Raw genomic sequence first — 12,678 nt, forward strand, 5'->3', positions numbered from 1 at the left:
GGTCACCTCGCCATGATCAGGCTCATGGCCTCGGCGCGGGTGGCGGCGTTGCGCAGCTGCCCTCGCACGGCGCTGGTGATGGTTCTGCTGCCCGGTTTGCGCACCCCCCGCATCGTCATGCACGTGTGTTCGGCCTCGATCACGACGATCACGCCCTGCGCGCCCAGGTGGGTGACGAGCGCGTCGGCGACCTGCGTGGTGAGGCGTTCCTGCACCTGCGGGCGGCGGGCGTAGATGTCGACCAGCCGAGCCAGTTTCGACAGTCCCGTCACCCTTCCCCCGCCGGGGATGTAGCCGACGTGTGCCACCCCGAAGAAGGGCAGCAGGTGGTGCTCGCAGCAGCTCGTCAGCTCGATGTCGCGGACGAGCACGAGCTCCTCGTGGTCGATGTCGAAGGTGGTCGACAGCAACTCGGCGGGATCCTGCGCCAGCCCGGAGAACAACTCCTGGTAGGAGCGGGCCACGCGACCCGGGGTTTCGGACAGCCCGTCGCGATCCGGGTCCTCACCAACCGCGAGGAGGATCTCGCGGACCGCCGCCTCGATCCGGGGCTGGTCGACGTGACTCACCGCCGGTCCTCGGGGGCGGGCGGCGCCCAGCGGTCGGGGGCCCCGTCCGGGAGCGGGCGGGACGCGATCTGCCTGGGTGGGGTTTCCTGGCTGGACGGGCTGGGGGACATCGGCACCTCGACGGGCGGAATGGTGGAGGGGATGCGCAGCTCGGAGCCGGTCCAGGCAGGCCGTTTGTCGCGGCGTTTGAGGTCCTTGAACACCTCCGCGACCTCGGCCTTGTTGAGGGTCTCCTTCGCGAACAGCTGCCGGACCAGTTCGTCGAGCACCTCGCGGTTCTCGACCAGCACGTCGTAGGCCTCCTGGTGGGCGGCGTTGATGAGCTTGGCCACCTCCTCGTCGATGATCGCCGCGGAGGCCTCCGAGAAGTCCTTCGACGGTTGCGCCCCACGCATCCCCATGAACGGTTCGGAGTCGCCGCCGCCGAGCTGGACGGCACCGACGCGTTCGCTCATGCCGTACTGGGTGACCATGGCCCGCGCCACCTTCGTGGCCTTCTCGATGTCGTTCTGGGCGCCGGTGGTGGGGTCGTGGAAGATCATCTCCTCCGCGGCCCGGCCGCCCATCATGTAGGCCATCTGGTCCAGCAGCTCACCGCGGGTGTGCGAGTACTTGTCGTCGTCGGGCATCACCATCGTGTAGCCGAGCGCGCGGCCGCGCGGCAGGATCGTGACCTTCTGGACGGGATCGTTGCCGGGCATCGCGGCCGCCACGAGGGCGTGCCCACCCTCGTGATAGGCGGTGATGAGGCGTTCGCGGTCGTTCATCAGGCGGGTGCGTTTCTGCGGTCCCGCGATCACCCGGTCGATGGCCTCGTCGAGCTGCGCCTGCCCGATCTCGTTCAGGTTCATGCGCGCCGCGAGGAGGGCGGCCTCGTTGAGGACGTTGGCCAGGTCGGCACCGGAGAAACCGGGGGTGCGCCTGGCCACGGATTCGAGGTCGATGTCCTTGGCGAGGGGTTTGCCGACGGCGTGCACCTGGAGGATGTGGGAACGACCGATCAGGTCCGGGGCCTCCACGGAGATCTGCCGGTCGAAACGGCCCGGGCGCAACAGCGCCGGGTCGAGCACGTCGGGGCGGTTCGTCGCGGCGATCAGGATCACGCCGCCGCGCACGTCGAAACCGTCCATCTCGACCAGCAGCTGGTTGAGGGTCTGTTCGCGTTCGTCGTGGCCGCCGCCCATCCCGGCGCCGCGGTGGCGGCCGACGGCGTCGATCTCGTCGATGAACACGATGGCGGGTGCGGCCTCCTTGGCCTGCTCGAACAGGTCACGGACCCGGCTGGCACCGACACCGACGAACATCTCGACGAAATCGGAGCCGGAGATGGAGAAGAACGGCACCCCGGCCTCCCCCGCGACGGCGCGCGCCAGGAGGGTCTTGCCGGTCCCGGGCGGGCCGTAGAGCAGCACGCCCTTGGGGATCTTGGCGCCGAGTTTCTGGAACTTCGCGGGTTCGGCGAGGAACTCCTTGATCTCCTGCAGCTCCTCGACGGCCTCGTCGACGCCCGCGACGTCGGCGAAGGTGGTCTTCGGCATGTCCTTGCTGGCGAGTTTCGCCTTCGACTTGCCGAAGCTGAGCGGACTGCCCGAACCGCCGCCGTTGACCATCCGCATCACCACGAAGAAACCGATGACGAGCAGCAGGAAGGGCAGGCCCGTGTAGATCAGGGAGGTGAGCAGGTTGGGAGTGGGGTGACGGGTGATCCAGTGATCGAGCGTCCCGGCGGCGGAACGCTGCTGGAGGATCTCCACGAAGCCGTCCACCTGACGCCCCACCCAGCTGGACTGGATGCGCTGACCGGCCTCAGTGGTGATCTGGATCACCTGGTCGCCGTCGATGACGACGACCTCCTTGAGCTTCTCCTCACTCTGCAGGACGCTCATGATCTGGTTCATCGGGACTTCCCGGAAACCGACCAAGCCGGAGATCAGCTGCATGATCAGCGTCCCGAGAAGGATGATGATGACGACCCAGGTGACCCAACTCATCGGGTTCTTCATGATTTTCTGCAACGGCGGGGTTCCCTAGAAGAAGATGTACGTAAGCACTGGAAGGCTACCAGCGCTCACCAAGAGGCACAGAACATCGCATCGGGCGCGCACGGATCGTCGCGGGCCCGGAACCCTCAGGGATCTCAGGAGTAGACCTGGGGGGCCAGGACGGCCAGATCACGGAGGTTGCGGTAGCGACCGGCGTAGTCGAGGCCGTAGCCGACGACGAACTCGTTGGGAATGTCGAAACCGACGTACTTGACGGGCACATCCATCCGGACCGCCCCGGGTTTGCGGAACATCGTCATGATCTCGAGGCTGGCGGGCCTGCGGCTGGTCAGGTTCGAGATCAGGTAGCTCAGCGTCAGGCCGGTGTCGATGATGTCCTCGACAACCAGGACGTGACGTCCCTCGATGTCGACGCCGAGGTCCTTCAGGATGCGCACCACGCCGCTGGACTGGGTTCCGGATCCGTAGGAGGAGACGGCCATCCAGTCCATCTCGACGTGGCTCTTCATGGCGCGCTGCAGGTCGGAGACCACCATGATCGCCCCGTTGAGCACCCCCACGATCAGGAGCTCCCGACCTTCGTAGTCGGCGTCGATCCGGGCGGCGAGCTCGGCGACGCGCGCCGCGATCTGGTCGCTGGTGTAGAGAACTTCGGAAAGGTCGGAGATCACATCGGCTGCATCCACTCTCGTCACCCTAGGGCCTTCGCTCCCTGCTGCCACTTTCTTGGCCGGTGAGTCGGCGACTCGGGCACGACACGCCGGGCGGTGCCCCCTCCCGCCTACGATCATGTCATGCGACTCCTCCTGATCCGTCACGGCGAAACCCAGGCGAACGTCGATCACCGATTGGACACCGCCTACCCGGGCTACCGATTGACCAATCACGGCCTGACCCAGGCCGCCTCGCTGCCGGGGAAACTCGCCGACGAACCGATCGAGGCAGTCTACGCATCCCCGTTGACACGCGCACAGCAGACGGCCGCTCCCCTCGCCGAATCGCTGGGACTCGAGGTACAGGTCCTCGACGGGGTGCAGGAGATCTCGGCGGGTGTGGAGGAACTCAACCACGACTGGCGGGCCTACATTGCGGAGTTGCAAACCTGGTCCTCCGAGAACATGGACTCCTGCCTCGAGGGCGGCGAGACGGCACGGCAGTTCATGTCCCGTTTCACCTCGGCCATCTCCCGCGTGGAATCAGCCGGCCACAGCTGCGCGGCGATCATCAGCCACGGGGCGGCGCTGCGGGTGTGGACCCTGGCCCAGGACCCCGGTTTCGGTCTGAAGAAGGCGCCGCCACTGAGCAACACCCAGTGGATCGTGATCAACGGTTCCTGCCGGGATGGCTGGAGCATCGAACGCTGGGGCGATGCCGTGGCCTGAACCCGGGTGAACCCCGGCGGGGGTCAACCCGGTGCGACGCCAGGCGGATCAGCGCTCCCCGGGTGTCACGGGACCCTGGGTGGTGCCCGGAGTCCCGTCCCCACGTTCCCAACGGACCACCATGCCCTGTTTGGCGCCGAACCGGGCCAGGTGAATGCCCGCGACCTCCTCCAGCCGTTCAAGGTGCTCGTCGGCCGCGGACAGCCGCAGCACCAGGACCTCACCGTCGCAGGAGAGCTCGACGACCCCGGTGGTGGGGCCCTCGCGGTTGAACTCCAGGGAGCCGGTCCCGCTGTCCTCGTCCCAGGCGGTGGTGATCTTGCGACCCATGTGGCTGGCCAGCTGTTTGCCGTAGCGGGCGGGGCGGTCCGTGGCCACCCTCGCGGTCGAGGTGCGGGGGAAGGCGCGCGTTTCAGAAGTGCTCATGAGCCCATCCTCACCCATCCGCCCGAAGGGTGGTGGTCACGGCTCGGGATGTGGCCGGCGCATCGACGAGAAACTCCCGGTGGCGCCGGAACCGGTGGCCGTTGGCGCGCCGCCGGTCCCGGAGGTCTCGCACCCGACGCCCGAACCGGGCACGGCTTCCGTTCCGGGACCCGGCCCCTAGCCGGTCGTTGGTAGGACCAATACGCCCGCTCCCGGCCCGGCAGGCACCTTTTCCCCGAAAAGAACCCGCCCCCGAAGTCTGTCCTTCAACCGGGCTGGGCTAGGGTTGGGATGTCGAGGACTAGCAGTCTCGAAACCAGGCAGCCATATCCCCGCAATGGTTTGCCGGAAGAATTTGGACGGAGAGCGATGAGCACAGAAGCAACGAGCGCGGCCGAGATCAGTCTCGCCGCTGACTTCGCCACTCCCAGCCTCGCAGACTGGGAAAAAGAGGTGCTGAAGGTACTCAACCGGAAGCGCCCGGAAGGCAAGGAACTCAACATTGAGCAGGCATACAAGCGCCTGACGAGCCACACCGTCGACGGGCTTGAGGTCAAGCCGCTGTACACCATTGACGATGGCGTCAAGGAGCTTGGTTTCCCCGGAGTGGCCCCATTCACGCGCGGCACCACGGTCCGCGCAGGAGAGATGGATGAGGGCTGGTTCAGTGCTCAGCTCATTGAGGAACCCGACCCGGCCGAGGCCCGCAAGGCCGTCGACACCGACCTGGAGCGCGGCACATCCGCGGTCTGGGTACGTGTGGACCCCGACGCGGTACCCGCCGACAAACTGGCAGAGGTCCTGAGCGATGTCCTGTTCGACCTTGCCCCCACACATGTTTCCTCCAACACCGATGAGCTGGCGGCCGCCGAGGCCCTGGCCGCGGCCTTCGCCGCCTCCGGCAAGGAGAACATCCGCGGCAGCCTCGGCGTCGACCCGATCGGTTTCGCCGCCCTCAACGGAACCACCCCCGACCTCTCGGTGATCGCGAGGGCCGTGGAGCTTGCAAAGCCGTTCCCGGGTGTGCGTCCCATCGTCGTGGACGCCTCCCGTTACGATTCCATGGGCGCCGGTGACGTCGCCCAGCTGGCCTACGCGCTGGCCACGGGCATCGAATACGTGCGCGCCCTCACCGATCTCGGGCTGAGCGCCGATGAGGCCTTCGACAGCGTCCTGTTCCGGGTCTCCGCGAACACCAACCAGTTCGTCACCATCTCCCGGCTGCGCGCGCTGCGCACCCTGTGGAACCGGGTCGGCGAGGTGCTCGGGGTGAGCCCGGAGAAACGCGGCGCGGTGCAGCACGCCGTCACGTCGCTGCGCGAGATCACCCGCGACGACGCCTACGTCAACGTGCTGCGCGGCACCATCTCGGCCTTCGCGGCGGCCGTCGGCCAGGCCGAGTTCATCACCGTGTTGCCGCTCGACACCGTGATTGGTCTTCCCGACGTCCTGACCCGCCGCATCGCCCGCAACACCCAGGTGGTGCTGGCCGAGGAGTCGAACATCGGCCGCGTCAACGACCCGGCCGGCGGCGCATGGTTCGTCGAGTCCATGACCAAGCAGCTCTGCGAGAAGGCCTGGGAACTGTTCGGCCAGCTCGACGAGAAGGGCATGGCGGCCGCCATCGCCGATGGCACCGTGGCCGCCCAGCTCAAGGAGATCAACGATGCCCGCGCCAAGCTGCTCGCCACCCGCAAGCTGCCGCTGACGGGCGTCTCGATGTTCCCGAACCACCTCGAGAAGGCCCTCGTGCGCGCTCCGCGTCCGAAGGCCCCGAAGCTCGGCGGCATCCCGTTCGTGCGCGACAGCCAGGTCTTCGAGGACCTCCGGGACCGTTCCAAGGCCGCCGAGAAGACCCCGACCGTGCTGCTGGCCTGCCTCGGCACCCGGCGCGACTTCGGTGGTCGCGAGGGCTTCACCTCGAACCTGTATCACGTGGGTGGCATCAACACCGTGATCGCGGAGGGCACCAACCCGGAGGTGTTCGTCAAGGCCATGCAGGAGGCGGGCACCGACATCGCGGTCCTGTGCTCCAGCGCGAAGGTCTACGCCGCCCACGGTCTCGCCGTCGCGAAGGCCCTGAAGGAGGCAGGCGCCCAGGAGGTGCGGCTCGCCGGGCAGCTGAAGGAACTCGGCGGCGACGAGGCCGAGGTGAGCGCCGTGATCGACGGCAACGTCTTCGACGGAATGAATGTGGTGGAGCTGTTGACCTCCACCCTGGACAAGCTGGAGGCCTGAGCAATGACCACGATTCCCCGTTTCGGCTCGGTCGACCTGAACGGCGACGGCATCCCCACCGACGCCAAGAAGCAGTTCGACGACCACTTCCACCAGGTCGGTCACTCCGCCGGCTGGCAGACCCCGGAGCACATCCTGGTGCCGCCGCTGTTCGGCAGCGGTGACCTGGATGGCCTGGACTTCCTCACCACCCGCCCCGGCATCGCGCCCTACCTGCGCGGCCCCTACGCGACGATGTATGTGAACCAGCCGTGGACGATCCGCCAGTACGCCGGGTTCTCCACCGCCGAGGAGTCGAACGCCTTCTACCGCCGCAACCTCGCGGCCGGCCAGAAGGGCCTGTCGATCGCCTTCGACCTGGCCACCCACCGCGGCTACGACTCCGACCACCCGCGCGTGGCCGGTGACGTCGGCATGGCCGGCGTGGCCGTCGACTCCATCCTGGACATGCGGCAGCTGTTCGATGGCATCCCGCTGGACCAGATGTCGGTGTCGATGACCATGAACGGCGCGGTGCTCCCGGTGCTGGCGCTCTACGTCGTCGCCGCCGAGGAGCAGGGTGTCAAACCCGAGCAGCTGGCCGGAACCATTCAGAACGACATTCTGAAGGAGTTCATGGTCCGCAACACCTACATCTACCCGCCGCAGCCGTCGATGAAGATCATCGCCGACATCTTCGCCTTCACCAGCGCGAACATGCCGCGGTTCAACTCCATCTCCATCTCCGGCTACCACATGCAGGAGGCCGGCGCGACCGCCGACATCGAGATGGCCTACACCCTGGCCGACGGTGTGGAGTACATCCGCGCCGGTGAGTCGGTGGGCCTGACGGTCGACGCCTTCGCGCCGCGGCTGTCGTTCTTCTGGGCGATCGGCATGAACTTCTTCATGGAGGTCGCGAAGATGCGCGCCGCCCGCATGCTGTGGGCGCGTCTGGTGCGCGGCTTCAACCCGAAGAACCCGAAGTCGATGAGCCTGCGCACGCACTCGCAGACCTCCGGCTGGTCGCTGACCGCGCAGGACGTCTACAACAACGTGGTGCGCACCTGCATCGAGGCCATGGGCGCCACGCAGGGACACACGCAGTCGCTGCACACCAACGCCCTCGACGAGGCCATCGCGTTGCCGACGGACTTCTCCGCCCGCATCGCCCGCAACACCCAGCTGTTCATCCAGCAGGAATCGAAGACCTGCCAGACGGTGGACCCGTGGGCCGGTTCGGCGTACGTGGAGAAGCTCACCGACCAGCTGGCCCGCAAGGGCTGGGAACGCATCCAGGAGGTCGAGCAGGCCGGCGGCATGGCCAAGGCCATCGAGCAGGGCATCCCGAAGATGCGCATCGAGGAGGCCGCGGCCCGCACCCAGGCCCGCATCGACTCGGGCCGCCAGCCCGTGATCGGCGTCAACAAGTTCACCCTCGACCACGAGGACGAGCTGGAGGTGCTGAAGGTCGACAACCGCGCGGTCCGTGAGCAGCAGATCGCGAAGCTGGAGCGGCTGCGCGCCGAACGTGACGAGGAGGTCACCCAGCAGATGCTGGAGCGCGTCACCTGGGCGGCAGGGAACCCGGATCCGACGGACCCGGACCGCAACCTGCTGAAGGTCGCGATCGACGCGGCCCGCGCGAAGGCCTCCGTCGGCGAGATCTCCGACGCGCTGGAGAAGGTCTACGGGCGCTACACCGCGCAGATCCGTACCATTTCCGGTGTGTACAACAAGGAATCCGGTTCGTCCAAGGCGGTGGCGAAGGCCCGCAAGCTCGTCGAGGAGTTCGAGCAGGAGGAGGGACGTCGTCCCCGTATCCTGATCGCGAAGATGGGCCAGGACGGTCACGACCGCGGCCAGAAGGTCATCGCCACGGCCTACGCCGATCTCGGCATGGACGTCGATGTCGGCCCCCTGTTCCAGACCCCCGAGGAGGCCGCACGGCAGGCCGTCGAGTCCGACGTGCACGTCGTGGGCGCCTCCTCCCTGGCGGCCGGTCACCTCACCCTGGTGCCCGAGCTGCGCAAGGAGCTGGACAAGCTGGGCCGGCAGGACATCATGGTCGTGGTCGGCGGTGTGATCCCGAGCCAGGACTTCCAGGAGCTCCGCGAGAACGGCGCGGACGCGATCTACCCGCCGGGCACCAACATCCCGGAGGCCGCGATCGACCTCCTCGAGGTTCTGAACAAGCGTCTCCACGCTGCCAAGTGACCCCGTGACCAAGCGGCCCGCCCCGGAGAAAGGGGCGGGCCGCTTGGTGTGTTCACCGCATCGTTTCCCCGGCCCCGACTGCGCAGGAACAACCACCTCACCCGATCCGGGGGTGTAGGTCGCGGATGCGCGGTGCAGTTCTTCAGTTCGTCGCGCGCTCGTAGCGGGTCGCCTGGATTCCCCGCGCCCCTCTCATCGCGACCTGGCCCGACCCTTGCAGACGACGCAACGCGAACCGGAGCTGCCCTTCGGTCAAACCGGTCTCCCGCTTCAACTCGGTCATCGTCCTGGGCTGTGTTAGGGCCGCGAGCACTGCTGAACCGTGACGGGTGATTCCCTCTTTCCCGCCCTCCGCAGTTGCCATCGCCGGACCGTGGCCCGGTCGCCGGGGCAGGTCACGGTGAATGACAACGGTGAAGGATATACCTCTGTCGATGAAACGCGGGGCAGGCAACCCGGCCTCGGCGAGCACCTCGATGGCCTCCCGGATTCCTCCACCCTCACCCTCGATCACCCTGCTGCCGTCATACAGCCGGGCGTTCTTGCACACCTCGTAGAGCGTCGGGTTGACCGCGCTCTTGGCGCCCGGCCGGCCAAGCTGTCCCTCGGAGACTCCCCACAGACCTCCCGGGTTCGTCACCACGAGCCGGTCGGTCATCAAACGGATCTCGACGCGCTTGGAACCCGTTATGGGGTCCAGGTTCCGATGAACGAGGGCATTGGCGATTATCTCCCTGACCGCGCGCATCGGCAGTTCGGGCTGGTCGACGCCGTGACCTCGTTCGTCGTATCCCATGGTGGAACGGGTGTTTCGTTCCACCCATTCCATGGTGTCGGCGAGTAGGTCGGGGATCGGACCGACGAAGTGGACCAGGTCCCGGGTCCGTGACCCACCGCCCCGGTCCGCGAGCTGCACGGCGGCGGTGACTCCCAGGCTCGGTGACCAGGACTGCGGCACGTTTCCCAAGGCATACAACCCGGCCAGGGTCAGCTTCCCGGAGCGCGTGGTTACACCGACGTAGTGGAGGATCTTCTCGTCCGGGAGGGTGGCGTAGCGGCGTGACCCGGCCCGCACCGCGGACAGGAACCTCGTCAGCAGGTCCGGGTCGAGTTCCGTCGCAGAACTTTCAGGGATCGGGGTCCGGTCCGGGTTCGTGGGGTGGAGAGCCTGGGTTTTCAGCAATTCGATCTGGGCGATCTCCTGCTCACTCATTGCGTAGTCGCCATCGGATTGTCTCAGGTAGGCGATCCCACCGTGCCGTGCGGGACGCTGCGCCAGGGGCAGGCCCTCGACGTGCGTCACCAGCACGGGGTAGCCCTCGAAGGTGAGGGTCTGGAACTCACATCTGGCCGGCGGGGTGACGGAGGTACGGGCCATGGAGGCCACCGCCCCTTCCAGTCCAGCGATGTCCCCCAGCCCCACCGGAATGAAACCCCTCGCCTCATCCAGGCCGAGAATGATCGTGCCGCCGTCGGGCAGGTTCGAGAACGCGCAGAGGGTGTCCCCCAGCGACGGCGCCCCACCCGCAGCCGATTTCACCTCGATTCCGGTGGAGTCCCCCCTGCGTTCCCGCAGTTCCCGGACCACCGCTTCCAGAGTCGCATCGTCCCAAGTCACACTTAAAGTGTAACTCTGGGTGCAGAACTTACACTTTGCAGTTCCACTTTGCCTCACCGATTCCCGGTCGGAAGGCTTCAGCTCTCGAGCGGGACATCGAGGTCGAACGCGACGACAATCGCGCGAGCCAGTTGCTTCTCCTGATCCGGCGTCAGGAAACCCACGGGACACCCCAGAGCACTCGCCGGATTGGTGATCACGTTGTCGATCGATGCCACACAGTCGTGGTCCAGCCCGTTCCGGGGACCCAGCGGAACCTCACTGGACAGTCCCTTCACCGCGCTGGTGAGCGGCGCAACCGTGACCTTCGTCATGGCTGCGCGTGCGACCTCGCACGTGAGGACCAGGACGAGACGCGTCTTGTCCAGTCGCGCCAGGCAGATCTCACGCATGACTCAGTTCTCGACACTCACATTGCCAAAGGTCCAAGAAACCAGATCGTCCAGGTCATCCGCGGTTTCCAGTGAACGAAGGATCTGCGCATCCCGCTCCCCGGCCAGCCGTCGCCTCTCCCGCTCCAAGGCGGTACTGACCAACGCTGCTCTGCTGGGCGCAATGTCTTCGGAGACGGCACGGCCCAAGAAGTCGACCATGCTCTCCGGAAGCCGAACGGCGATCTGTTTGGCCATGAACCGGTGGTGCCAATGCGCATCCCATGGGGTCTGTCCCTGTGGGTTCCCCGGTTACGCGGCACTCAACCCCGATTTCAGGGCGAAACGGAGCGTTTTCCGTGTTGAGTGCTGCACAACCGGGTTTCTCGGAAGTATCAGTGGCACACGGTGACCGGGTTCCGCTGCAGTCATCTCCTGACGGCGGCAGCGGAGCCCCTCAACCGGTTCAGGTAGATCAGGAGCACCATCAGCGACTCCGCGATGGGAAGCAACCCGTAGTGTCCCAGGTTCAGCTTGACACCAACCCCGGACAGCAGCTGGGCGACATCACCGAACACCGAGAGGGGCAGCCTGGCAAACCAGCCGAGGCCGGGCACATTCCCCAGCAGCAGGGCGAGGGCGGGTTGCACCACCGCCAGGGCCGGCATCAGGCAGTTGATCAGCATCAGTTTCCCGGTGCGCAGCCCCGGCAGGCCGCGGATGAGGTGCAGGAAGAGCCACATGCCGACGCAGTAGAGCCCGAGCATGGGGATCACCTGCGCCAGGGTCATGCCGCCAGAGAAGGGCACCGCGCAGAGCACGGCCGCGACCACCAGCCCCGCAGGCACCAGCACCACCGCCCAGATCTGCAGGTCGGTGAGCCCCCTCCTGCGCCTTCGCCGGGAGGTGGCGAGCCACCGCCCGTAGCCGCCGGTCAGCAGGCAGCTCAGCAGCGGTGCCGTCACCCAGTCCGGGCCGAACTGGTTCGGATCGCCGAACCAGTTGCTGTCCGTGACGTTCACGAGCCCCAGCATCATCTGCCATCCGCTGGTTGCGAACCCCGCCAGCAGGGCCAGCACCTGCAGCGACCCCGCCGTCGCCCACCGGAACCCCGGGCGGTGCTGGAAACGTCGCACCAGCAGCAGCGTGACCACCAGCCCGAACGCATAGAAAACCAGCGGCAGCAGCGCCTGCGGGGTGAACAGCACCCGCGGATCCCATCCGTTCACGGCATCCCGGCCAGTGGGCTCCCCCGGCTCGGCGTCCCACCACGGGACGAGCTCCGGCACCATGGGAACCCAACGCCACAACTGCCACGCCACTGCACAGCCGACCAAGATCCACACCAGTCCCCGGGCGTCGCGGCGACGTAGCGTTCTGCTCATCATCCCTCCGGGGACTCCGCCCATGCGAGGAAGATCTCCAGGGCCTCGGTCAGGCTCCTGGGCCCGCAGAACGCCTCGAAACGACGACGCACCGGGTCGGCGGTTTCCACTACGCGGGCGTGAACCCAGTCCTCGTCGAGGCGCTCCACGACGAATTCCTCGAACGGGGCGTTCTCCAGGTCGGTTCCCGTCAGATCCACCTCGACCATCCATCCCGGATTGTCGAGGGTTTCCACCCTGATTCCGTGGTCGTGTTCCCACGTCCCGTCGCACTGCGCCAGGTACCAGTCCTGAAGGCATTCCAGGGCGCTCATGATCCACTCCTCACGTGTTTCCGGAAGTCGCGGCACGGTCCTTCGACATCGTGATGCAGGAACAGGAAATTCCTGACGTCCTCATCCCGCTCCCCCTGAGGGATTTCTTGTTTCCTGTTCATGTCCTTGCTTTCTGCTGTTCCGGAACCGAGCACAGTTTCGCGGATCCCACCGGT

11 protein-coding genes and 1 pseudogene are annotated in these 12,678 nt (G+C 66.7%); 3 read left to right on the plus strand and 9 right to left on the minus strand.

Annotated features, from left to right (window positions below; translation table 11 throughout):
- Nucleotides 1-2 precede the first annotated feature (2 nt).
- From folE to hpt, 3 genes and pseudogenes are all read right to left on the minus strand, one after another.
- A complete protein-coding gene (gene folE, locus ACO6D6_RS06660; protein WP_484784292.1) occupies nt 3-569 on the minus strand; it encodes a GTP cyclohydrolase I FolE in 567 nt (188 codons plus the stop codon).
- Nucleotides 505-2,572: pseudogene (gene ftsH, locus ACO6D6_RS06665) on the minus strand (ATP-dependent zinc metalloprotease FtsH). Before ftsH ends, folE begins: the two are co-directional and overlap by 65 nt.
- 134 nt (nt 2,573-2,706) lie before the next feature.
- On the minus strand, nt 2,707-3,258 hold the full coding sequence (gene hpt, locus ACO6D6_RS06670) for a hypoxanthine phosphoribosyltransferase (protein WP_484784293.1): 552 nt from the start codon (nt 3,256-3,258) through the stop codon (nt 2,707-2,709).
- Nucleotides 3,259-3,366: 108 nt separating this feature from the next.
- Between hpt and ACO6D6_RS06675 the strand changes: the two genes are divergently transcribed.
- Nucleotides 3,367-3,954 (plus strand): histidine phosphatase family protein, encoded by a 588-nt coding sequence (locus ACO6D6_RS06675; protein WP_484784294.1) that lies wholly within the window; start codon nt 3,367-3,369, stop codon nt 3,952-3,954.
- 48 nt (nt 3,955-4,002) lie between these two features.
- On the opposite strand, the gene ACO6D6_RS06680 is transcribed toward ACO6D6_RS06675, so the two are convergent.
- Nucleotides 4,003-4,380, minus strand: a complete 378-nt coding sequence (locus tag ACO6D6_RS06680; protein WP_484784295.1) for a DUF2218 domain-containing protein — start codon at nt 4,378-4,380, stop codon at nt 4,003-4,005.
- Between the two features lie 369 nt (nt 4,381-4,749).
- Between ACO6D6_RS06680 and mutA the strand changes: the two genes are divergently transcribed.
- Nucleotides 4,750-6,618 carry a methylmalonyl-CoA mutase small subunit gene (gene mutA / locus ACO6D6_RS06685; RefSeq protein WP_484784297.1) on the plus strand — a complete coding sequence of 623 codons (1,869 nt, stop codon included), beginning with the start codon at nt 4,750-4,752 and terminating at the stop codon, nt 6,616-6,618.
- 3 nt (nt 6,619-6,621) lie between these two features.
- The gene (gene scpA, locus ACO6D6_RS06690) at nt 6,622-8,814 is read left to right on the plus strand and encodes a methylmalonyl-CoA mutase (protein ID WP_484784299.1); all 2,193 of its coding nucleotides are present in this window, start codon (nt 6,622-6,624) and stop codon (nt 8,812-8,814) included.
- 142 nt (nt 8,815-8,956) lie between these two features.
- Here the strand turns inward: scpA and ACO6D6_RS06695 are convergent, their stop codons facing one another.
- The 5 genes from ACO6D6_RS06695 to ACO6D6_RS06715 form a co-directional block, all read right to left on the minus strand.
- Complete coding sequence (locus ACO6D6_RS06695; RefSeq protein WP_484784301.1) at nt 8,957-10,432, minus strand: ATP-binding protein; 1,476 nt, start codon at nt 10,430-10,432, stop codon at nt 8,957-8,959.
- A 77-nt stretch (nt 10,433-10,509) separates the two neighbouring features.
- The gene (locus ACO6D6_RS06700) at nt 10,510-10,824 is read right to left on the minus strand and encodes a type II toxin-antitoxin system PemK/MazF family toxin (RefSeq protein WP_484784302.1); all 315 of its coding nucleotides are present in this window, start codon (nt 10,822-10,824) and stop codon (nt 10,510-10,512) included.
- A 3-nt stretch (nt 10,825-10,827) separates the two neighbouring features.
- Nucleotides 10,828-11,061 (minus strand): YlcI/YnfO family protein, encoded by a 234-nt coding sequence (locus tag ACO6D6_RS06705; protein ID WP_484784304.1) that lies wholly within the window; start codon nt 11,059-11,061, stop codon nt 10,828-10,830.
- Nucleotides 11,062-11,231: 170 nt separating this feature from the next.
- Nucleotides 11,232-12,188, minus strand: coding sequence for a hypothetical protein (locus tag ACO6D6_RS06710; RefSeq protein ID WP_484784306.1), 957 nt, complete (start codon nt 12,186-12,188; stop codon nt 11,232-11,234).
- Nucleotides 12,188-12,502 (minus strand): immunity 53 family protein, encoded by a 315-nt coding sequence (locus tag ACO6D6_RS06715; protein WP_484784308.1) that lies wholly within the window; start codon nt 12,500-12,502, stop codon nt 12,188-12,190. Before ACO6D6_RS06715 ends, ACO6D6_RS06710 begins: the two co-directional genes overlap by 1 nt.
- Nucleotides 12,503-12,678 lie beyond the last annotated feature (176 nt).

The organism is Arachnia sp., from assembly GCF_057238465.1.